Raw genomic sequence first — 20681 nt, 5'->3', positions numbered from 1 at the left:
AGGACGGCGTGAGGACGCATGAATCCTGTGGATCATTTCCGGCGAGAGCGGATCATTCCGGTGATGTCGAACACCTGTTCAAGAATGGGTCGCGCAATCGCATCGGCGCGGTCCGCACCGTCGGCAAGGATGCGGTCGATCTCTCCCGGGTCGGCCATCAGTCGGTTCATCTCGGTAGTGATCGGCGACAGCTTTGCCACCGCCAGGTCGGCCAGGGCCGGTTTGAACGTGCCGAACTGGGCACCGGCGAAGTCGCGGATGACCTGTTCGACCGTGTGTCCGGCCAAAGCCGCATAGATGTTCACGAGGTTCCGCGCCTCGGGGCGGTCCTTCAATCCCTCGACGCTTTCCGGCAGCGGGTCCGGGTCGGTCTTGGCCTTGCGGATCTTGGCGGCGATGGTGTCGGCGCTGTCGGTCAGGTTGATGCGCGACTGGTCCGAAGGGTCGGACTTCGACATCTTCTTGGTGCCATCGCGCAGCGACATGACCCTGGTCGCGGCGCCTTCGATCAGGGGCTCCACGACCGGGAAGAAATCCACCCCGTAGTCGTTGTTGAACTTGATCGCGATGTCGCGGGTCAGTTCCAGATGCTGCTTCTGGTCCTCGCCCACCGGGACCATGGTGGCGTGATAGACCAGGATGTCGGCGGCCATCAGCGCGGGATAGGCGAACAGACCAAGGCTGGCCGCTTCGGCGTTCTTGCCGGCGGTCTTGTCCTTCCACTGGGTCATGCGGCCCATCCAGCCCATGCGCGCGACGCAGTTGAAGATCCAGGCCAGTTCGGCATGGGCGCTGACCTGGGACTGGTTGAACAGGATGGAGCGTTTGGGGTCGATCCCCGCCGCGATGAAGGCGGCCGCTCCCTCGCGCGTCTGCTGGCGCAGCTTCGCGGGGTCCTGCCAGACGGTGATCGCGTGCATGTCGACCAGGCAGTAGATCGTCTCGATCCCCTCGTCCTGCTTTTCGACAAAGCGTTTCAGCGCGCCAAGGTAGTTGCCCAGCGTCAGCCCGCCCGAGGGCTGGATGCCCGAGAAGATGCGCGGCTGGAAGGTTTTCGGCGTTTGGACCGCCGAAGCCTGCGAGGTCATGAGATTGCTCCGTCTGGAAAGTCCTGCCGAACCCGCGTAATCCAAGGGACAACAGGCGTCAATCGGGCGAGGCGGGCAGGACAGCATGGATCAGGACATCAACGCGCCTCCGCTTAATCCGCTGCCCTGGATCGTCTGGGTGCTGGCCCTGCCGCTGATCGCGATGGAGGTGGTTCTCTCGCTTGCCGAGGCTGGGCTGGTCGGGGGCGTGCAGGGCGCCGGCTGGCGGTTGCAGGCGGTGGAGCGCTTCGGGCTGTTCCCCGAGCTTCTGAAATACCAGTGGGAAACCGGCGGCCATCCGCTGGCCGAATTGCACCGGCTTGTCAGCTACACCCTTGTCCACGGCAGTTTCACTCACGCGCTTTTTGCGGTGGTGATGGTTCTGGCCCTGGGCAAATGGGTCGGCGAGGTGTTCCGCTGGTGGGCCGTGCTGATCGTGGTGTTGGGGTCGGCTGCCGCGGGGGCGGTGTCCTACGGGCTGTTGATCCCCGGCATCAGGATGCAGCTGATCGGGGCCTATCCGGCGATCTACGGGCTGATCGGGGCCTTTACCTTCATGGTCTTCACCAACCTGTCGCGGGTCGGCGCGAATAAGTGGCGCGCCTTTTCGCTGATCGGGTTCCTGCTGTTCTTCCAGTTCGTCTTCGGGATGCTGTTTGGTGGCGGCTGGGACTGGGTTGCGGATGTGAGCGGCTTTGCCTTCGGCTTTCTGGTGTCCGTCGTGATCAGCCCAGGCGGCTTTCGGCGGGTGCTGGAACAGGTGCGTCAGCGCTGACGGCGCAGCGCCCTGAGGTCAGACAGGCGCACCGCCCTTAGCCCGAAGGCGGCGACGGCATAGCTTGCCATGCCAAGCGCGATCAGCAGGACCAGCGCCAGGATGCGCCAGGCCTGCGCCTCGAGCAGCGGATGCAGCAGGCTCCACCCGCCCCAGAGCGCCGCGCCCATCAGCGCCGAGGCCGCCGCAATGCGCCAGAGCCGCGACAGGAAGCGGGCGTCGAAGCGGGTCTCCTCGCCCAGACGACGCGCGCCCCTCCAGAGCTGTCCGACCATGACCCAGGCCGACAGCGTGGTGGCCCAGGCGGCGGCGGAGAAGCCGATCCAGGGCATCAGGCCGAAGGCCAGCGCGGCGTTCAGGATCATGGACCAGACGGCATAGCGGAAGGGGCTGCGGGTGTCCTCGCGGGCGTAGAACAGCGGTTGCAGCGCTTTTTGCAGCACGAAGGCGGGCAGCCCCAGGCCGTAGATCGCCAGGGCCAGCGCAGTGGCTGCGGTGTCGTCAGGGCCGAACTGCCCTCGCTGATACAGGACCTGAGTGATCGGCAGCGCGATCACCACCAGCGCCACGGCGGCGGGAAGGGTCAGAAGCAGCGCGAACTCGGTGCCGCGGTTGAAGGCCTCGCGGCCCCCGGCGCTGTCCCCGGCCTGAAGGCGGCGGCTGAGTTCGGGCAGAAGGACAGTGCCGACGGCGATGGCGACGACGCCAAGCGGCAGCTGATACAGGCGGTCGGCATAGACCAGCCAGGAGATCGCGCCCTCGGTGCCGGAGGCGACCTGGCGCGAGACGAGGAGGTTGATCTGGACGACCCCGCCGACCAGAAGCGCGGGGCCCATGTTGACCATCAGACGGCGGAAATCCGGGGTGAGGTTCGGCAGGCGTAGCTTTGGGATGAACCCGATCCGGCGGGCGGCGTAGAGAGTCCAGGCCAGTTGCGCGATGCCGGTGATCGGGGTGGTCCAGGCGAGCGTCAGGCCCATGTCCCAGCCCATCCGGTGCGCCAGCAGCATGGCGAGGATGAACACGATGTTCATCATCACCGGCACCGCCCCGGCTTCGGCGAAATGGCCGTGCGCGTTCAGGATGCCGGAGAGAAGCGCGAAGAGCGAGATGAAGCCGATGTAGCAAAAGGTGATCCGGCCGAAATCGACCGCCATGTCGAAGCGCCCATCGCCGACGAAGCCTGCGGCCATCGCCCAGACAAGGGCGGGCATGGCCAGCGTGCCGATCAGCGTGAAGACGATCAGAAAGGCAGTCAGCCCGGAAAAGGCGTTCTGCGCGAAGTCCTCGGCATCGGTCCCGGCTTCCAGCTTCTTGGAATAGAGCGGCACGAAGGCCTGGTTGAACGCCCCTTCCGCGAAGAAGCGGCGGAACATATTCGGCAGGCTGAAAGCCACGTTGAAGGCATCCGCCACCGGCCCGGCGCCCAGGTAGGCGGCCATCATCAGCTCGCGCACCAGACCCGCGCCGCGCGACACCAGCGTCCAGCCGCCCAGCGTCACGATGTTGCGGATCATGCCGCGCGCGCCGCTCATGTCGCGGCCCTTTCGGCCCCTTCCGCGATGGCCTGGCGCAGCTTCCGCTCCAGCGCCTCCTGCCGGTGTTTCTGGTGCAGCTTCAGGCCGAACATGTCCTTGACATAGAACGTGTCCACCACCTGCGCGCCGTAGGTCGCGATCACGGCACTGGCGATGTAGATGTTGTTCACTGCCAGCGTCCGGGTCAGGTCGAACAGCAGACCGGGGCGGTCCCGGGTATCGACCTCGATGATCGTGTAGATGTCGGACCCTTCGTTGTCGAACATGATGTGGGTCGGGAACCGGAACTCGCGTTCGTGCTTCTTGATCCGGTCGCGGTCCTTCAGCGCCTCGCGTGCCACCACCTCGCCCTTCAGGGTCTTGTCGATCATCTGGCGCAGGCGGGGCAGGCGGGCGACCTCGTAGGGGTGGCCCTCGATATCCTGGACCCAGAAGACGGCGGTCGCGTAGCCGTCTTTCGAGGTATACGTGCGCGCGTCCACCACGTTCGCGCCGACCAGAGCCAGCGCGCCCGCGAGGCGGGAGAAGATGCCGGGATGGTCGGCCAGCGCGAAACAGGCACGGGTCGCGTCGCGGTCGGGGTCGGGGTGCAGGTCGATGCGGATCTCGTCGTCGCCGATGCCTTGCAGAAGCCGGGCAAAGACCTCGTGCGTGTCGGTGGACAGACCCTGCCAGTAGGGCGGGTAGTGGCGAGTCAGCTCGTGTTCGACGGCCGCCTGGTCCCAACCCTTCAGCCGCAGGGCAAGGGCCCTCGTCGCCTCTTCCTGCCGGTTCTCGCGGTTTAGCGTTTCCAGCCCGCCTTCCAGCGCCTCGGCGGTCTGCTTGTACAGCTGGCGCAGAAGCATTGCCTTCCAGTTGTTCCAGGTCCCCGGCCCGACGCCGCGGATGTCGCAGACCGTGAGGACGGTGAGGAGGTCCAGCCGTTTCCGCGTCTTTACCGCCTTGGCAAAGTCGCGCACCGTGCGGGGATCGCCGATGTCGCGTTTCTGCGCCATGTCGGACATCAGAAGGTGATAGCGCACCAGCCATTCCACCGTCTCGCATTCCTCGGCATCCAGACCCAGCCTCGGGGCCACCCGGCGGGCGATCTGGGCGCCCAGGATGGAATGGTCCTCGGGCCGGCCCTTGCCGATGTCATGCAGCAGCAGCGCCACATAAAGCACTCGCCGGTTCACCCCCGCCTTCAGGATGCCGCTGGCCACGGGAAGTTCCTCCACCAGCTCTTCGCGCTCGATCTGGGCGAGGCAGGAGATGGTCTGGATGATGTGCTCGTCCACCGTGTAGTGGTGATAGACGTTGAACTGCATCATCGCGACGATGGGCTCGAATTCCGGGATGAAGGCTGCGAGAACCCCCAGTTCGTTCATCCGGCGCAGGGCGCGTTCGGGGTTGCCGTGCTTCAGCAAGAGGTCGAGGAAGATGCGCTGTGCCTCGGGGTCCTCGCGCATCTCGTCGTCGATCAGGTCGAGGTGCTGCGTGACGATCCGCATCACGTTCGGATGCAGAAGATACTTCGTCCGCAGGGCCTCTTCGAAAACCCGCAGGAGGTTCAGCTTGTCGGCCAGGAAGGCCTTGGGATCGGCGACGTCGATCCGGCCCTGCACCAGCTTGTAGCCCTTCTTGACCCGCTTGGTCATCTTGAAGATGCCGAAGAGGCTGGCCTCGCGCTTGGCGTGGCGGGCTTCAAGCTCGGTCAGGAAAATGCGGGTCAACTCGCCCACCCGGGTCGCCAGGCGGAAATAGTCCTGCATGAAATGCTCGACCGCGCGGCGTCCGGCGGTGTCGCGGTAACCCATGCGAGAGGCGACCTCGACCTGCAAGTCGAAGGTCAGCGTGTCGGTCGGTCGGCCGGTGATGTAGTGCAGATGGCAGCGCACCGCCCAGAGGAAATCCTCGGCCCGGGCAAAGCTGTCGAATTCCTCGCGCGACAGAAGCCCCGCGCCCACCAGTCCCTCGGCACTGGGCACGCGGTTGAGATACTTCCCGATCCAGTAGACCGTCTGAAGGTCGCGCAGCCCGCCCTTGCCTTCCTTCACGTTGGGTTCCAGCACATAGCGCTGGCCGCCCTGCCGCTTGTGCCGTTCAGCCCGTTCGGCGAGCTTGGCCTCGATGAATTCGGGGCCGGAATTGCGGAACAGATCGCCCCAGAGCCGCGCGTCCAGATCCTCGGCCAGGGGCCGGTGGCCGCAGATGAAGCGGTGCTCCAGCAGGGCGGTGCGGATCGTGATGTCCTCGCGGCCGAGGCGAAGGCAGTCCTTCACCGTACGGCTGGAATGGCCGACCTTCAGCTTCAGGTCCCAGAGCATGTAAAGCATCGTTTCGATGCCGCTTTCCGCCCAGGGGGTGACCTTCCAGGGGGTCAGGAACAACAGATCCACGTCGGATTGCGGCGCCATCTCGGCCCGACCGTAGCCGCCCACCCCCAGGACGGCGATGCGCTCGGCCTCGGTCGGGTTCGCCAGCGGATGCAGATGCATGGCGGCGGCCAGGGTCACCTCGACCAGGACATCGGTCAGCGCCGCCTGCGCGGTGATCAGCGCCCGGGCGTGGCGCGGGGTCTGGCGGAACGCGGCCTCGAATGCGGCCCCGGCCTCGGTCTTGGCAGCCTGCAACTCGCGCACGACGCGGGCGCGGGCCGCCTTGCCGTCTTCGTCCGGGCCCAGGACATCCAGCACCCGTGCGGTCAGGACCTTGGCACCAGGCACGGCATAGGCGGCCCCGGGAGGTGCCTGCACCGCCGGAGCCGCCGCAATGGCTTTCACGATTGCGGGACCCTGCGTCAGAATCCGGCGCCGCCGAAGCTGCGCGGCGCGGCATCGACCACGACAACCTGGCCTCCCCGGATCTGCGCGACGGCGAGGCCGCGCTGATTGGTGCCGTTCGGAAGGAAGCGGAAGATTCCCGACACGCCTGCGAACCCGGCGGACTGGGTGAGGTCAGCCTTGCTCAGCGGCGCGCCGCCCTTGACCCGCCCGGCCAGCGCCCCGATGGCGGCGATCCCGTCATAGGCCAGGGCCGCAACCGGCAACGGCTGACTGCCATAGGCCGCCTGATAGCGCGCGCCGAACTGCGCGGTCAGGCCCGGATCGGGCATCGCGAACCAGCCACCCTGCACTCCGGGCAGCGAGAGCGTCGCGGGCGGAATGTCCCAGCGGGTCAGGCCGATGAACTGCGTCGTCGCCTTGTCGATGCCGTTGTCCACCAGCAACTGGCTGAGCAAAGGCAGCGCCCCCGCCGTGTCCGCCGTGAGGAACAGCGCCGTCGCGCCCGAGGACCGGGCGGTTCCGACGATGCCAGGCGCCGCCTGGACGATGCCGTTCTGCGAGAATTCGTAAGACGTCACGCCCACGACCGAGCCTCCTGCGGCAGCAACACCACGCTCGATCGCGGCCTTGCCCACTTCGCCCGCGACATTGCGGTCATGCACGATCAGGATCTTCGACTTGCCGTTCTTCACCGCAAAGCGCGCCAGCCGCGCGGCGGTTACGTCAAAGGTCTGGCCCAGAACAAAGACGTTGCCACCCGCGATGGCCGCGTTGTTCGAGAAGGCCAGCACGTTCACCCCGGAATTGGCCACCGCCACACCCGCGGCATTGGCCTCTTCGGAATAGAACGGACCCAGGATCACCTGCGCCCCCTCGTCCACTGCCTGCCTGGCCAGAGCCGAAGCCTTGGCCGGGCTGCCGCCCGTGCGATAGACCCGCAGGTCGATCTTAACGCCGGACAGATCGGCCATGGCCAGCCGGGCGGCATTTTCGAGGTTGGCGCCGAAGAGCTCGTCCTGCGACTGGCCCGAGCCCGAGGGAATGAGCAGCGCAACCTGAACCGCCCCGCCCTTTCCAGGCGGCACGATGCCCGGTCCCTGATCCGGAACGCAGGCCGAAAGCACCATGGCACCCAAGGCAAGACAGACCTGACCCAGCGACTTGCGGGCCCGACGAATAACGGACAACATGGTGGTTCCTCACTGTTGCAGTGCGACTGCGATTGCGAGCCAAGGTAAAGGGTTCGATGCTGGAAGTAAACTTGTGAGGCAGACCTCCGATACCCCTGATTCCCCGGCAAAACCTGGCCTGCGCGCCATTCCGCCGGGCCTGCACTTCGTGTCGACGCCCATCGGCTCGGCGCGCGACATCACGCTGCGCGCGCTGGACGTGCTGGCCGGCGCTGATGTCCTGGTGGCCGAGGATACCCGGACGCTCCGCCATCTGATGGAGATCCATGGCATCCCGCTGAACGGGCGTCAGGTCATCGCCTATCACGACCATTCGGGCGAGGTACAGATGCAGCGCCTCCTTGGTCTACTGGCCGAGGGCAAGAGCCTGGCCTACGCCTCCGAAGCCGGGACGCCGCTGATTTCCGACCCCGGCTTCGAGCTGGCGCGGGCGGTGGCGGCCGCTGGCCTGCCGATGAGCGCGGCACCGGGGCCCTGCGCGGCAATCTGCGCGCTCACGCTTTCCGGGTTGCCCTCGGACCGCTTCCTCTTCGCGGGATTCCCACCCTCGGCACAGGGGGCCCGCCGAACCTTCCTGGAGGACCTCGCGCCGATCCAGGCGACGCTGATCCTCTACGAAAGCCCGAAGCGGCTGGCCGCGCTGTTGACGGACATGGCCGCGACACTGGGCGGGAGCCGACAGGCCGTCGTCTGCCGCGAGCTGACCAAGCGCTTCGAGGAAGTGCTGCGCGGCAGCCTGACGGACCTGGCCGCACAGATCGAACGGCGCGAGATCAAGGGCGAGGTCGTGGTTCTGGTCGATCGCGCCGCCCGAACCGAAGCGACGGAGGAAAGCATCGCTGCCGCGCTGGATACGGCCTTGCAGAGCATGTCCGTTAAGGATGCCGCAAGTTTTGTGTCGCAAGATCTGAACGTGTCGCGCAAGATCGTCTACCGGATCGCCCTCGCCCGCAGCCAAGGTTAGCCATGCCGTTCGACTTCGTCTCTTCTCCTGCCCGGACGACCCGCAAGGCGCGCGGGCTGACCAACTATCTGGCTGGACATGCGGCAGAGGCTTCGGTCGCACGGTATTACGAAGACCGTGGCGTGTCGATCTGCGCGCGCAACTGGCGCGGCCTGACCGGCGAGATCGACCTGATCGGCCGCGACGGCGATGTGGTCATCTTTGTCGAAGTCAAGCACAGCCGGACCTGGGACATGGCCGCGACCCATGTCTCTGACGCTCAGATCCGGCGCATCTTTGCCTCGGTGGACGAGTTCGTGGCTTCCGAACCAAGGGGGCTTCTGACCGATGTGCGCATCGACCTTGCGCTGGTCGACGGCCAGGGGCGCATCGAGATTGTCGAAAACGCCTTCGCAGGCTGAATTGCATCTTTCGGCAGCATCGGCCATCACTTCCTCCGAATGAAGGAGTGCGCCATGCCGTTGAAGGTAGCCCTGCAGATGGACCCTATCGGGTCGGTCAACATCAACGCCGATTCGACGTTCCGAATTGCGCTGGAAGCTCAGGCGCGGGGGCATCGGCTGTTCTACTACACCCCGGACCGGCTTGCGTTTGTCGAGGGCAGGGTCATGGCGCGCGGGTGGCCGATCGAGGTTCGGCGCGAAGTCGGCAATCACGTCACTTATGGCGAAGAGACCGAGGTAGACCTGGGCGACTACGACGTCGTCTGGCTGCGCCAGGATCCGCCTTTTGACATGGGCTACATCACCACGACGCACCTTCTGGAGATGATCCATCCGAAGACGCTGGTGGTGAACGATCCCTTCTGGGTCCGCAATTCGCCGGAAAAGCTGCTGGTCCTGCGTTTTCCCGACCTCACCCCTCCGACTGCCATCGCCCGCGATCTGGCCACCATCCGCGCCTTCAAGGCGCGCCATGGCGACATCATCCTGAAGCCCCTGTACGGCAATGGCGGTGCGGGGGTCTTCCGGTTGGACCCGAACGACCGAAACCTGTCCTCGCTGCACGAGCTGTTCATGGGTATCAACCGCGAGCCGCTGATCGTGCAGAAATACCTGCCCGCGGTTGCGCAGGGCGACAAACGTGTGATCCTTGTCGATGGTGAGCCGGTCGGCGCGATCAATCGCGTGCCCCAGGCCGGAGAGACCCGGTCGAACATGCATGTCGGCGGCCGACCCGAGAAGATCGGCCTCACCGACCGCGACCTGGAAATCTGCCGCACCATTGGCCCTGTCTTGCGCGAGAAGGGTCAGATATTCGTCGGAATTGACGTCATCGGCGACTGGCTGACCGAGATCAATGTCACCTCGCCCACCGGCATCCAGGAGCTGGAGCGGTTCGACGGCACCAATGCTGCCCGGCGCATCTGGGAAGTGATCGAGGCCAAGCGCGCCTAAGTGAGGCCGCTGTCCGGGTAGGACCGCAGCACGTCCCAGACCAGTTCCTTCATCCAGTCGGCCTGTTTCGCGGAAGGCCAGCCCGGCTCGCCCCGCAGGTTGGGCAGGGTGCGGGGGTCGCGGCCGTAGATCACCGCGTAATGCGCCACCGCCATGAGGTAGGCGCCCTTGGCGTTGGGGTGGATGGTGTCCTCGAACAGGTCCTTGATCCGCGTCAGCCCCGGCGCGGTGCCCGCCGAAATGGCATCGAGGACCGCTGCCATGATCTTCGGCCCCGGGATCACCCGCATCCGCGGGCTGCCCTTGGCGCGGTGGGCGTTCACCTGATCCGCCACCTGCTGCCACGCCCCCATTTCAAGGTCCAGCCTCTCGCGCAGGGGGATCAGCCGTTCGTCCGGCATGTCATACTCGTCGGTGTTGCCCGGCCCGCTGCGGATGTCGACCCAGGAGGCGTAGTAGATCGTTTCCGCCCCCTTGCCGCCCTTGCCCTTGCTCCAGGCGTGATCGAACCACTTCTGCGTGTAGTCGACCGACTCCTCCCATTCGATTGCCGAGCGCACCGGCACCCGTTCGGTCAGAACCAGCACGTCATAGCGGGCAATGTCACGGCGGGCATAGACCGGAAGGTTCATATCGTTGATCCACCGCAGTTTCGCCGTGCTGCCCGGGATCGTCGAGCGGTCGATCACCATGCCGCGCGATTTGGGCCCACCTGCCGCCTGCACCAGGATCGAGAGCGGATGCGGCAGGGGATCGGTCAGGCTGTGCCCCGACATCACGACCCGCAGGTTGAAGGTCCGCTCCTTGCCGGTCTCCGCCCGCAGGGCCGCAGGGGTCGTCGCCAGAGGAAGGCAGGCGAGGCCGCCAAGGACCGCGCGCCGGTCAAGAAGATCAGGCATCGGAAAACCCTTTACGAAATGAGCAGTGCCGGAAAAGCCTACAGGCGGCAGATGGGCTGCGAAAGGGTCTGCGGCAAGTCCTTCGGGAAAACATCTGCGGGCCGATGGCGGAAAATGGTCGTATACGACCACGCGGGGGCTGGACCGGTACCAGATGTTCCCTAGGCTTGCACGATATTGCCGGGGTTCAAGGAATGCGCGCGATCCTGCTGTTGATCCTGACGACCTTGCCTGCCTTCGCGGAAACGCCCGGCGGGGCAGAGGAGTTCGGCACGCTCAACCCCGAGGAAATGACCATCGCCCGCATCCTGGACGACGTGGCTCGGGGCGAGACCAGCATGATGGCCTGCGCCGCCGGGTACGGGATCACCAAGAAGGGCGATCACGATCATGCCCGCGACGTCTTCGAGGCCTGTGCCCGCGATGGCTGGACCGGGGCGATGACCTGGATGGCGCAGCTGGACGACAACGGGCTGGGCGCAGCGGAGGAGGATCCCGCCCGTGCGGCGCACTGGGACCGGATGGCCGCCGAGGCGGGCGACCCGGTGGGCATGTTCAACTACGGGCTTGACCTGATGCGCGGCCGGGGCGTTTCCGCTGACGAGGCAGCCGGCCGCGCCCTGGTGGACCGGGCGGCCGAGGCGGGGCTGCCTGTCGCACAGCGCCTACAGGCGGCGGGCTATGACCTCGACGAGGTGACGCCCGACGCCGACAACTGGAAATACGAAGGTCGGCTTTACTGACCCCCCAACCAAGGTCGCATAGGCCGGAGGGCAGAATCATGGCTTACTCGCTGGCATCAGATGGAGGAGGACCCAAGATGCGCTGGACGAAACCGAAAGCAGTGGAAGTGCGCTGCGGCATGGAAATCAACATGTACGGCCCGGCCGAGGACGACCGCACCCTGGTCTGATCCGAAAGCCACACCATGATCCTGACGGTACTTGGCGCCGCTGCGGGCGGCGGGGTGCCGCAATGGAACTGTGCCTGCCGGAACTGCTCCCTGGCCCGCGCCGGCGACCTGCCACGGATGACGCAATCGTCCGTGGCTGTTTCATTGGACGGCACCGACTGGGTGGTGCTGAACGCCTCGCCCGACATCCGCGCCCAGCTTTGCTCGGCGCGCTTTGCGCCGCCCGGATTGCGCGGCAGTCCGGTCAAGGCCGTGGTCGTCACGAATGCCGATGTCGACCACATCGCGGGCCTGTTGTCGCTGCGCGAGGGGACGGGCTTCGACCTCTGGGCCAGCGCCGAGACGCATGGGGTGCTGGCGGCAAGCCCGGTGTTCGGGGTCCTGTCTGATGTGGTGGCGCGACGGCAGATGTCGCTGGATCAGGGCTTCTCGCCCCTGCCCGGCCTGACCGTCACCCCCTTTGCCGTCCCCGGCAAGGTGGCGCTGTTTCTGGAGGAGGCCCTGGGCGCCGGCCACCGGATGGGAGGGCAGACCGTGGGGCTTGAGATCACCGGGGACGGCAGGCGCGTCCTTTACATCCCCGGCTGTGCCGCGCTGCCCGACTGGCTTCTCGACCGGGTCGAGGGAGCGGATGTGCTGCTGTTCGACGGAACGGTATTTGCCGATGACGAGATGATCCGCGAGGGTGTCGGCACCAAGACCGGCGCGCGGATGGGACATGTGGCGATCGGGGCGCCGGACGGCACGCTCCAGCGCTTTGCGGGCAGAAGGATCGGACGCAAGGTCCTGATTCACATCAACAACACAAATCCGATCCTGCGCCCCGACAGCCCCGAACGGGCCGCAGTCGAAGCAGCGGGATGGGAGGTCGCACAGGATGGGATGGAGGTGACGGCATGACCGAGATGGGCAAACCGATGGGCGCCTTCGAGGCCCGGCTGCGCAGGATCGGCGACGAACGCTATCACGACCGCCACCCGTTCCATCAGCTCTTGCACGGCGGCAAGGCGTCGGTCGATCAGGTCCGGGCCTGGGTGGTGAACCGCTGGTATTACCAGAGCCGCATCCCGATGAAGGACGCGGCCTTCATGAGCCGGGTCGAGGACCCCGACCTGCGCCGCGCCTGGCGCTCGCGCATCGAGGATCACGACGGCACAGAGACCCGCGACGGCGGCATCCGGCGCTGGCTGAAACTGGCCGAGGCGGTGGGGTTGGATCCCGACTATGTGGCCTCTGGCGTGGGCGTGATGCCCGCGACGCGCTTTGCGGTGGACGCCTATGTCCACTATGTCCGCGAACGGCCCCTGTTGCAGGCCGTGGCCTCCTCGCTGACCGAGCTTTTCGCGCCGAAGATCCATGCCGAACGGATCGCGGGCCTTCTGGAGCACTACGACTTCGCCACGCCCGAGACGCTGGCCTATTTCCGCCACCGCCTGGGCGAGGCGCCGAAGGATGTGGCCTTCGGGCTGCAATGGGTGCTGGACCATGCCCGCACGCCCGAGGAACAGGACGCCGCCGCCGCCGCGCTGGTGTTCAAGACCGAGGTCCTCTGGGCGCAGCTTGATGCTCTGTGGCATGGCTATGTCCAGCCCGGCCACATCCCGCCCGGCGCCTGGCGGCCGGGTGAGGGGCTGCTGTGATCCCGGTCCTGCCCCCCGGCGTGCGGCTGCACTGGGATGCGGTGCGGGGCAGCCATGTGCTTCTGGCGCCGGAACGGGTGCTGATGCTGGACGAGGTGGGCCATGCGATCCTGTCCCGGGTGGACGGGACGACGCCGGTGGATGTGCTGGTCTCGGGCCTGGCCGCCGACTTCGCCGCCCCGGTCGAGGAGGTCGGGCCGGATGTGACCGAGTTCCTGACGGGCCTTGCCCGCGAACGGCTGGTGGACCTGCATGCCTGACGGTTCCCGCCCCGTTCCCCCGCCGATCGCGATGCTGGCCGAGCTGACGCATCGCTGCCCGCTCTCCTGCCCCTACTGCTCGAACCCCGTCGATCTGGCCCGCCGCGAGGCAGAGCTGACGGCGGGGCAATGGGCGGATGTCTTCCGACAGGCCGTGGCCTTGGGCGTGTTGCAGGTGCATCTGTCGGGGGGCGAGCCGGCCTCGCGCCGGGATCTGGAAGAGATCGTTGCGGCGGCCCGGGACGCGGGGCTTTATGCCAACCTTATCACCTCGGGCATCGGGCTGACGCCCGAGCGGATCGCCGCGCTGGTGGCGGCGGGAATGGACCATGTGCAGCTGTCGGTGCAGGGGACCCGCGCCGAGACGGCGGATCGGGTGGGCGGCTACAAGGGCGGGTTCGCGCGGAAGATGGCGGTGGCCGAGGCCATCGCAGCGGCGGGGGTGGCGCTGACCCTGAACGCGGTGATGCACCGGCACAATCTGGCGGAATTGCCCGAGGTCTTCGACCTGGCCGAGCGGTTGGGCGCGCGGCGGGTGGAGGTGGCCTGCGTGCAGTTCCAGGGCTGGGCCCTGGAGAACCGGGCCGTGCTCCAGCCGACGCGGGCACAGGTGGATGAGGCGAAGCGACTGGTGGCCGAGGCCCGCGCCGCGCGGCAGGGACGGCTGGTGATCGACTTCGTCCCGCCCGACTACTACGCCGACCTGCCCAAGGCCTGCATGGGGGGCTGGGGGGCGACGGGGCTCAACATCGCGCCGGACGGGGCGGTGCTGCCCTGCCACGCGGCACAGACGATCCCGGGGATGCGGTTCGCAAATGTGAGGGACGTGCCGCTGGCGGAAATCTGGTATCGGGGGCCCGCCTTCGCGGCGTTCCGGGGGACGGATTGGATGCCGGAGCCCTGCCGGTCCTGCGACCGGCGGGAGGTCGATTTCGGGGGGTGCCGCTGCCAGGCGCTGGCGGTGCTGGGCGACGCCTCGGCCCCGGACCCGGTCTGTCGGCGGACGCCGGGGAGGGCGAAGCTGGATGCTCTCCTCGCGGCCGAGGGGAATGGGCCGGGGCTGGAGGTCGCGCGCTGGCGGCGGATCGGCGGGTAGCGCGAAATGCGCGGGCAAGGGTATGCGGCCAATCTGTTCAATGGGTTGGCCGTGTCTGTTCAGGATCGGCGGGCTCTTGCACGAAGCGGAGCATAGTGTGCTCATGCTTTGGAGGGGTCAGAATTTCATGGGGTTTCATCATCTGAGTTGTTCAGATCGGGTTCTCGGCACTCTGGTCGAGAGCAGGATACGGCTGCTCACCCTTGCGAAGATGGCGGGCAACGGCGCCGCAGCGGCCCTGGAGGGCTTTTCCCGCCAGATGAAACGCCTTTCCGCCTTCCTGCGCCGCAGCCTGACCTATGACCGAGGCGCCGAGATGGCCTGCCACCCGGAACTCGCCCGCCGCCTGAAGATCGACAGCCGGTTTTGCGACCCCCACGCGCCCCGGCCGCGCGGATCGAACGAGACGACCGGTGGCCTTCTCCGTCAGGTCCTGCCAAAGGGAACCGATCTGTGCCAGTTCTTGTGGCGCGATTTCGAGAGCATCGCCAGGCTCATGAACGACCGCCCCCGCAAGACGCCGGGCTGGAAAACTCCGGCTCAGGTCCGCGCCGAGGAAATCGAAAAGGCAGCCTCAGATGTTGCAGGTCGAACTTGGGTTAACCGAACGCTAACCTTTGACCGCTGGCTTTCGGGGGCCGCATGACGATCTACATCGATGCCGATGCCTGCCCGGTGAAGGGGGAGGCGGAGACCGTGGCCACCCGCCACAGGGTGCGGATGGTGGTGGTGTCGAACGGGGGGATCCGGCCGTCGCAGAACCCTCTGGTCGAGAGCGTCTTTGTCTCCAGCGGCCCGGATGAGGCGGACAAATACATCGCCGAGGCCTGTGGGCCGGGGGATGTGGTTGTCACGGGAGACATTCCGTTGGCAGCGAAATGCGTGGGCAAGGGCGCGCGGGTCGTGAAGCACAATGGTGAGGAGTTGACGGCGGCGAATGTCGGCATGGCGCTGGCGACGCGGGACCTGATGCAGGACCTGCGGTCCGCCGATCCGTTCCGGCAGGGGGGCGGGAAGATGTTTTCCAAGGCCGACCGGAGCCGGTTTCTGGATGTGCTGGACCGGGTGCTGCGGGCGGCGGCGCGAAGGGCTTGAGAAGCTGGATGGGCGGTCGGCGCAAGAGGGACGGTGCCGGCCGGATCCGAGGATGAGGGCGCCGTCTTCGTCTGACGGCTTCCTCCGGGGGGCGCAGGACCGGGTGCCGCTGGGCCAGTCCATCCTAGCCTGAGGGGTGGAGGTCCGGCCGGTCCCGGCGCAGGCGGGCTTTCGGGTTGGCAAGGCAATGGCGACCAGTGCGGCGATCTGTTCCGGCACGGTGCGGCTGGCTGTGGCGGTTGGACTGCGGTGGGCGGGGCGCGCGACGACGGCTCCCCTCGTGCGCCTCGTGCGTCTTCGGCTTCTCGTCGCAAGGTAGCCCCGGCGAGGAGTACCCGAAGGGCCTTGACGAGTGGTCCCGCAAATCAGAACCGGCGGCCCTTGCGGACCGCCGGTTTCCGTTTCTTGACCCCGACCGGCTAGTGCAGCCGGGCTTCGACCTGAGCAATCGCCTCGTCGATGGACGCCGAGGCGGCCTCTGCTGTCATCTGCCTGGACAGCACGTCGCCTGCGGCAGCCACGGCCACCGCAACAGCCTGTTCGCGGACCTGGCGGATCGCATTGGCTTCGGCCGAGGCGATCTGTTCGGTGGCAGCGGCCAGACGACGGGCGATCGAGGCCTTGAGGTCCTCTTTCGCCTGGGCCGCGGCAGCCATCGCCTCGTCCTTGGCGGCGCTGACGATGCGGTCGGCCTGTTCCTGCACTTCCTTCTGGCGGCGTTCGTAGGTCGCGAGGATCGACTTGGCTTCCTCGCGCAGGGCGCGGGCCTCGTCGAGTTCGGCCTTGATCGCCGACGCGCGGGCGTCGAGCATTCCGGTGATCTTCGCCGGCACCTTCATGTAGACCAGAAGGCCGATGAAGCAGAGGAAGGCGATCAGCACCACGAAGTTCGTGTTCTGAAGCGAGAAGAACGGACCCGAGGCCGCCATCGCGGGCGAGCCGATCAGGGTCAGGAGGATGGAGAGCTTCTTCATCGCCTTACCCTTTCAGCCGTGCCGTGACCGCAGCGGTCACCGTTTTCGCATCTGCCGCCTGCCCAAGCGCTGCGACCAGTTCGGCGGCAACGTCCCTGGCCACTTCGGCCACCGCCTGGGCGGCGCCGTCGCGGATCTCGGCGATGGTTCTCTCCGACTCCGCCGCCTTGGCCGCGATTTCGGCATCGGCCTTGGCGGTGGCGGCGTCGAGATCCTTCTGGATCTCGGCCTTGGCCTGGGCCACGATCTTTGCGGCCTCGGTGCGGGCGTTGGCCAGCGCCTCATTATAGGCCTTTTCTGCGGCGACGGCCTTTGCCTTCAGCTCTTCGGCCGCGGCAAGATCGTTGGTAATCGTGCTTTTCCGGTCGGCCAGAACCGCGCCGATGCGCGGAAGGGCGACTTTCGACAGCACGAAGTAGATCACGACCAGCGTGACCAGAAGCCAGAAGATCTGGTTCGGCCAGGTCGAGAAATCCAGCTGGGGCATGCCCACGGCGTGCTCGGACCCGCCAGTTGCTTCGGTTGCCATGTCGGCTCTCCTGAACTTTTGGAACCAGGGCCGGACGTTTGCCCGGCCCGGATGTCAGCCCAAAAGGATCAGACGGCGAACATCAGCAGGAGCGCGATCAGGAACGAGAAGATCCCGAGCGCTTCGGCGAAGGCGATGCCGACGAAGAGGTTGGCCATCTGGCCGGGAGCGGCCGACGGGTTGCGCAGGGCGCCCGCCAGGAAGTTGCCCGCGATATGGCCCACGCCGATGCCGGCGCCGCCGAGACCGATCGTTGCCAGACCGGCACCGATGTATTTGCCCATGAGCGCCAGTTGTGCGACTTCGCCTTCCATGATGTCTCTCCTTTGGAATGCTGTTGGTTGAGTGTCCGGACCTTAGTGGTGAGCGTCGCCCACCGCGTCGCGAAGATAGACGCAGGTCAGAATGGTGAAGACGTAGGCCTGAACGGCCGCGACGAGGAGTTCGAGCCCGTAGATCGCGGCAATCGCGGCGATCGGGACGACCGAGGCGATGCCCATGGCGCCCGCGAACCCGGCGAAGACCTTGATGACGGCGTGCCCGGCCATCAGGTTGCCGCCAAGGCGGATGGAGTGGCTCAGCGGGCGAACGAAGTAGGAAATGAGTTCGATCACCGCAAGGATCGGGCGCAGGACCAGCGGCGCCGACGAGACCCAGAACATCGACAGGAAGCCGATGCCCTTGCGGTAGAAGCCGACCAGCGTGACGGTCAGAAACACCAGAAGCGCCAGGACCGCCGTGACGGCGATGTGCGATGTGGTGGTGAAGGACATCGGGATCAGGCCCAGCATGTTCGACAGGAAGACAAACATGAAAAGGGTCATGATGTAGGGGAAGAACTTCAGGCCTTCGTGGCCCGCGACGTCTTCGACCATCTTGTGGATGAAGCCGTAGAACAGCTCGGCCACCGACTGCCCGCGCGAGGGAACGATGGCGCGGCGGCGGGTGGAAAGGACGAGAAGTGCCACCATCGCAAGGACGGCGATGCCCATCCAGAGGGTGACGTTGGTGGGGGTGTACCACTCGATCGGGCCGTCGCCGAACAGCGGCTTGACCACGAACTGATCCATCGGGTGGATCGCAAGCCCGCTACCGTGTTCTTCGGTCGCCATCGTCAGTTCCCTTCCTTCGCGGCCTTGTCAGCCTTCCGTCCCAGTTCCCTTGCGCTGCCGAGCATTGTCTTGATGCCCGCGGCAAAGCCGAAGAGCGAGAAGATCACCAGGAAGATCGGCAGAGTACCGAACAGCACATCCAAGCCGTAACCGATCGCCGATCCCAGCATGATGCCGGTCGCCAGCTCGATCACCATCCTCCAGGCCACCTCGCCCTGCGAGAAACCCTTGGCCGTGTTGGTCTGCGGCGGCGCTTCTTTTCCCTTCGCCTGCTTCAGCTTCTCTTCCAGAGCCTTCAGACGGTCGGGATCGGGGTCGGACGCCATCGGACAGGTCCTTTCACGGTCGTCGCGGTTCTACGGAGAGGGGGGGGCAGAGTCAAGCGTCCAGGAAGTGGTCTAAGCCATTGGAATTGCGTTCATTTGCTGCGGCTGGTCAGACGTTGCGGCGGCGGCGGGGCGCTTTTGCATATTCAACCTCGCGGTTGACGATTGCCGGGGGCCACAGGATAGTCCGCGCATGACCGACCGTCTGGATGCCGTCTTTGCCGCCCTTGCCGACCCGACGCGGCGCGCGATCCTGGCCATGCTCCTTGAGGATGACATGGCGGTGACCGACGTGGCCGAACCCTTCGCTATGAGCCTTGCGGCGATTTCCAAGCATCTGGCCGTGCTGTCGGAGGCGGGCCTCATCAGCCGCGAAAGGCGCGGTCGGGTGATCTGGTGCAAGCTGGAGCCCGAGGCGATGCGCGAGGCGTCGGTCTGGATGCGCGCCTTCGGGCAGGTCGATCCGCTGGACCTCGATGCGTTCGAGAGATTCCTGGAACAGGAGCTGGCCGAGGGGGACTAGCGCCGTTGCCGCCAGTCGCGCCAGCGGCGCAGCCAGCGCTGGGTCAGGCGACGGCCTCGGATGATGAAGGCCGAGATCGGGCCCCGCAGCCGGGGCATGTCGATCGCCAAGAGCAGCAGACCGGCGGGCAGCATCCAGAGCCCGAGGATCGGCAGGAACCAGAACAGCCCGCCGATCGTCAGAAGGATCGCTAGCGGAAAGCGGACCGGAAACCAGCTGTCGCGGCGCAGGCGCAGAAGCGGGGCCCGCAGCAGCGGGACGATTCGCTCCAGGGCATGGAACTGCCGGTGAAATCTGCGTTCGCGCCGTGTCATCCCGAACCGTCAATTGCCATGATCCCATGACGGCTGTGCGACAGGCGCGTTACGACGGCAAAACGGGGCAGGTCAGTCGCGGCTCTGCCGCCAGCGCCGCATCCAGCGCCGGGCTGTGTGCCTCCCCCGGATCACCAGCGCCGAGATCGGCCCGCGCAGGATCGGCAGGTCCACGGCCAGAAGGAGAAGGCCGAGGGGCAGCATCCAGATGCCGAGGATCGGCAGAAAGGAAAAGACGCCGCCCGCGATCAAGGCGAGGGCGACGGGAAAGCGGATCGGAAACCAGCTGTCGCGGCGCAGAGTGGACATGGGCCCGCGCAGGAGCGGGACGAGGCGCCCGAGCGCGTCGAACTGTCGTTGGAACCTGCGTTCGCGTCGTTGTCTGGCTGCCATCGGGTAAAGATGGGGACGCCATGTCACGCTTCAAGCCGTGGCGTGCCCTGTGCGCGGCGATACGCGAGCGTCCTTTGGCCGACGTATGGGATACCTGACGTCAGCCGCATCGCAAGATGGCGCGCGATCTGCTATGCTCAGCCTGCGTCGGCCTTATTTGACGCCTTTCTTTTCAAGCAAGACATAGGAGACACAGATGACCCGTTTCGTGGTTGACCTTGGCGATCTGGACCTGCCCGAAGACACGCGCATGTCCATCGCCCAGGACCTGCAGAAGACCGCGCTGGCCCATATCGCGCGGATCAAGTTCAAGGACCCGTTCGCGATCAAGTTCCCGAAGGACTGGTGGGGCCTGATCGTCCGTCCAGACATCGGCAATCTGCTGGAAGCCGAGGGCGTTCTGCAGAAGAACATCTTCTCGGCTCGGGGCACCAGATGACCCGGCCGGGCGGCGCGACAGGCTCCGCCGCCCGGTCCCCGGCCCCGGAGGACGCCCCGAGGTCCTGCCCCAGCGCGCCCGCCGCGCCGGGGGTCAGGCTTCTGGGGCTTCTTGGGCCGGACGGGCGCGTCCACAATCTGAAGTCCGTGGTGACGGTCGATGCCGGGTTTCTGGAAGCGGCGGCCGAGGCAGGGCCGGTCGAGGCGCGGATGCGCTTTGCAGGCCGGTGTCAGACCAGCGGCTGCGCGCAGTGGACTGGCAGCCGTTGCGGGGTGATCGACAAGGCGCTGGCGCATATCGAGGCAGCACTTCCGCTCGAGGCAGGCGCCTTGCCGCCCTGCACGATCCGGCAGGATTGCCGCTGGTTTGCCCAGACCGGGGCGAGGGCCTGCGGGGCGTGTTCCTACATCGTCACTGACCGGCGAGCGCAGGTAGCAGCGGAATGAAGTAC

At 66.5% G+C, this 20681-nt stretch carries 26 protein-coding genes and 1 pseudogene; 15 read left to right on the top strand and 12 right to left on the bottom strand.

What is annotated here, in order from left to right; genetic code table 11:
• Positions 1-32: 32 nt before the first annotated feature.
• Complete coding sequence (gene trpS / locus D5084_RS05265) at positions 33-1088, bottom strand: tryptophan--tRNA ligase (protein ID WP_128514468.1); 1056 nt, start codon at positions 1086-1088, stop codon at positions 33-35.
• Between the two features lie 85 nt (positions 1089-1173).
• Between trpS and D5084_RS05260 the strand changes: the two genes are divergently transcribed.
• Positions 1174-1863 carry a rhomboid family intramembrane serine protease gene (locus tag D5084_RS05260; protein ID WP_128514467.1) on the top strand — a complete coding sequence of 230 codons (690 nt, stop codon included), beginning with the start codon at positions 1174-1176 and terminating at the stop codon, positions 1861-1863.
• Here the strand turns inward: D5084_RS05260 and murJ are convergent.
• From murJ to D5084_RS05245, 3 genes are read right to left on the bottom strand one after another with little or no spacing between them, the layout of a single operon-like run.
• A complete protein-coding gene (murJ, locus tag D5084_RS05255) occupies positions 1854-3398 on the bottom strand; it encodes a murein biosynthesis integral membrane protein MurJ (protein ID WP_128514466.1) in 1545 nt (514 codons plus the stop codon). The two genes, D5084_RS05260 and murJ, sit on opposite strands and share 10 nt — an antisense overlap.
• Entirely contained in the window at positions 3395-6166 is a 2772-nt protein-coding gene (locus D5084_RS05250; RefSeq protein WP_435532664.1) for a [protein-PII] uridylyltransferase, read from the bottom strand. The genes murJ and D5084_RS05250 overlap by 4 nt, the downstream gene beginning before the upstream one ends.
• Before the next feature lie 14 nt (positions 6167-6180).
• Positions 6181-7356 carry a penicillin-binding protein activator gene (locus D5084_RS05245; protein ID WP_128514464.1) on the bottom strand — a complete coding sequence of 392 codons (1176 nt, stop codon included), beginning with the start codon at positions 7354-7356 and terminating at the stop codon, positions 6181-6183.
• 148 nt (positions 7357-7504) lie between these two features.
• Here D5084_RS05245 and rsmI point away from each other — a divergent pair, with 148 nt between their 5' ends.
• Genes rsmI through gshB form a run of 3 tightly spaced genes read left to right on the top strand, consistent with a single transcriptional unit; the run spans position 7505 to position 9717 of the window.
• Complete coding sequence (gene rsmI, locus D5084_RS05240) at positions 7505-8320, top strand: 16S rRNA (cytidine(1402)-2'-O)-methyltransferase (RefSeq protein WP_354001212.1); 816 nt, start codon at positions 7505-7507, stop codon at positions 8318-8320.
• 2 nt (positions 8321-8322) lie between these two features.
• On the top strand, positions 8323-8721 hold the full coding sequence (locus D5084_RS05235) for a YraN family protein (protein ID WP_128514463.1): 399 nt from the start codon (positions 8323-8325) through the stop codon (positions 8719-8721).
• Positions 8722-8775: 54 nt separating this feature from the next.
• Complete coding sequence (gene gshB / locus D5084_RS05230) at positions 8776-9717, top strand: glutathione synthase (protein ID WP_128514462.1); 942 nt, start codon at positions 8776-8778, stop codon at positions 9715-9717.
• On the opposite strand, the gene D5084_RS05225 is transcribed toward gshB, so the two are convergent.
• The gene (locus D5084_RS05225) at positions 9714-10616 is read right to left on the bottom strand and encodes a hypothetical protein (RefSeq protein WP_128514461.1); all 903 of its coding nucleotides are present in this window, start codon (positions 10614-10616) and stop codon (positions 9714-9716) included. The genes gshB and D5084_RS05225 overlap by 4 nt on opposite strands.
• A 194-nt stretch (positions 10617-10810) precedes the next feature.
• Between D5084_RS05225 and D5084_RS05220 the strand changes: the two genes are divergently transcribed.
• From D5084_RS05220 to D5084_RS05185, 8 genes and pseudogenes are all read left to right on the top strand, one after another.
• The gene (locus D5084_RS05220) at positions 10811-11359 is read left to right on the top strand and encodes a tetratricopeptide repeat protein (RefSeq protein WP_128514460.1); all 549 of its coding nucleotides are present in this window, start codon (positions 10811-10813) and stop codon (positions 11357-11359) included.
• A gap of 77 nt (positions 11360-11436) precedes the next feature.
• Complete coding sequence (gene pqqA / locus D5084_RS05215; RefSeq protein WP_128514459.1) at positions 11437-11529, top strand: pyrroloquinoline quinone precursor peptide PqqA; 93 nt, start codon at positions 11437-11439, stop codon at positions 11527-11529.
• Positions 11530-11544: 15 nt separating this feature from the next.
• Positions 11545-12429: a pyrroloquinoline quinone biosynthesis protein PqqB gene (gene pqqB, locus D5084_RS05210; protein ID WP_128514458.1), complete on the top strand. Its 885-nt coding sequence runs from the start codon at positions 11545-11547 to the stop codon at positions 12427-12429.
• Positions 12426-13169 carry a pyrroloquinoline-quinone synthase PqqC gene (gene pqqC, locus D5084_RS05205; RefSeq protein ID WP_238382534.1) on the top strand — a complete coding sequence of 248 codons (744 nt, stop codon included), beginning with the start codon at positions 12426-12428 and terminating at the stop codon, positions 13167-13169. The genes pqqB and pqqC overlap by 4 nt, the downstream gene beginning before the upstream one ends.
• Complete coding sequence (gene pqqD, locus D5084_RS05200) at positions 13166-13429, top strand: pyrroloquinoline quinone biosynthesis peptide chaperone PqqD (protein ID WP_128514457.1); 264 nt, start codon at positions 13166-13168, stop codon at positions 13427-13429. Before pqqC ends, pqqD begins: the two co-directional genes overlap by 4 nt.
• The gene (gene pqqE, locus D5084_RS05195; protein ID WP_128514456.1) at positions 13422-14525 is read left to right on the top strand and encodes a pyrroloquinoline quinone biosynthesis protein PqqE; all 1104 of its coding nucleotides are present in this window, start codon (positions 13422-13424) and stop codon (positions 14523-14525) included. Before pqqD ends, pqqE begins: the two co-directional genes overlap by 8 nt.
• A 163-nt stretch (positions 14526-14688) precedes the next feature.
• A pseudogene (locus D5084_RS18640) lies at positions 14689-15171 on the top strand (IS30 family transposase); the annotation flags it as partial.
• A complete protein-coding gene (locus tag D5084_RS05185; RefSeq protein ID WP_128514455.1) occupies positions 15168-15620 on the top strand; it encodes a YaiI/YqxD family protein in 453 nt (150 codons plus the stop codon). The pseudogene D5084_RS18640 and the gene D5084_RS05185, both read left to right, overlap by 4 nt.
• Positions 15621-16039: 419 nt before the next feature.
• Here the strand turns inward: D5084_RS05185 and D5084_RS05180 are convergent, their stop codons facing one another.
• The 5 genes from D5084_RS05180 to D5084_RS05160 form a co-directional block, all read right to left on the bottom strand.
• Positions 16040-16594: a F0F1 ATP synthase subunit B gene (locus D5084_RS05180; protein ID WP_128514454.1), complete on the bottom strand. Its 555-nt coding sequence runs from the start codon at positions 16592-16594 to the stop codon at positions 16040-16042.
• A gap of 4 nt (positions 16595-16598) precedes the next feature.
• Positions 16599-17123, bottom strand: a complete 525-nt coding sequence (locus tag D5084_RS05175) for a F0F1 ATP synthase subunit B' (protein ID WP_128514453.1) — start codon at positions 17121-17123, stop codon at positions 16599-16601.
• Between the two features lie 68 nt (positions 17124-17191).
• Positions 17192-17437, bottom strand: a complete 246-nt coding sequence (locus D5084_RS05170) for a F0F1 ATP synthase subunit C (protein WP_128514452.1) — start codon at positions 17435-17437, stop codon at positions 17192-17194.
• Between the two features lie 42 nt (positions 17438-17479).
• The gene (locus D5084_RS05165) at positions 17480-18235 is read right to left on the bottom strand and encodes a F0F1 ATP synthase subunit A (protein WP_128514451.1); all 756 of its coding nucleotides are present in this window, start codon (positions 18233-18235) and stop codon (positions 17480-17482) included.
• A 2-nt stretch (positions 18236-18237) separates the two neighbouring features.
• On the bottom strand, positions 18238-18561 hold the full coding sequence (locus D5084_RS05160) for an AtpZ/AtpI family protein (protein WP_128514450.1): 324 nt from the start codon (positions 18559-18561) through the stop codon (positions 18238-18240).
• Positions 18562-18754: 193 nt separating this feature from the next.
• Between D5084_RS05160 and D5084_RS05155 the strand changes: the two genes are divergently transcribed.
• Complete coding sequence (locus D5084_RS05155) at positions 18755-19084, top strand: ArsR/SmtB family transcription factor (protein WP_128514449.1); 330 nt, start codon at positions 18755-18757, stop codon at positions 19082-19084.
• Here the strand turns inward: D5084_RS05155 and D5084_RS05150 are convergent.
• Entirely contained in the window at positions 19081-19398 is a 318-nt protein-coding gene (locus D5084_RS05150; protein ID WP_128514448.1) for a hypothetical protein, read from the bottom strand. The genes D5084_RS05155 and D5084_RS05150 overlap by 4 nt on opposite strands.
• 72 nt (positions 19399-19470) lie before the next feature.
• Positions 19471-19707 (bottom strand): hypothetical protein, encoded by a 237-nt coding sequence (locus D5084_RS05145; RefSeq protein WP_238382532.1) that lies wholly within the window; start codon positions 19705-19707, stop codon positions 19471-19473.
• A gap of 280 nt (positions 19708-19987) precedes the next feature.
• Here D5084_RS05145 and D5084_RS05140 point away from each other — a divergent pair, with 280 nt between their 5' ends.
• Positions 19988-20230: a hypothetical protein gene (locus D5084_RS05140; RefSeq protein WP_128514446.1), complete on the top strand. Its 243-nt coding sequence runs from the start codon at positions 19988-19990 to the stop codon at positions 20228-20230.
• The gene (locus tag D5084_RS05135; protein ID WP_128514445.1) at positions 20227-20676 is read left to right on the top strand and encodes a hypothetical protein; all 450 of its coding nucleotides are present in this window, start codon (positions 20227-20229) and stop codon (positions 20674-20676) included. Before D5084_RS05140 ends, D5084_RS05135 begins: the two co-directional genes overlap by 4 nt.
• The last annotated feature ends 5 nt before the right edge of the window (positions 20677-20681 follow it).

This window comes from Tabrizicola thermarum, from assembly GCF_003574395.1.
GTDB lineage: Bacteria > Pseudomonadota > Alphaproteobacteria > Rhodobacterales > Rhodobacteraceae > Tabrizicola > Tabrizicola thermarum.
The sequence above is the reverse complement of the archived record's forward strand: the minus strand, read 5'-3'. Positions and strand labels throughout refer to the sequence as shown.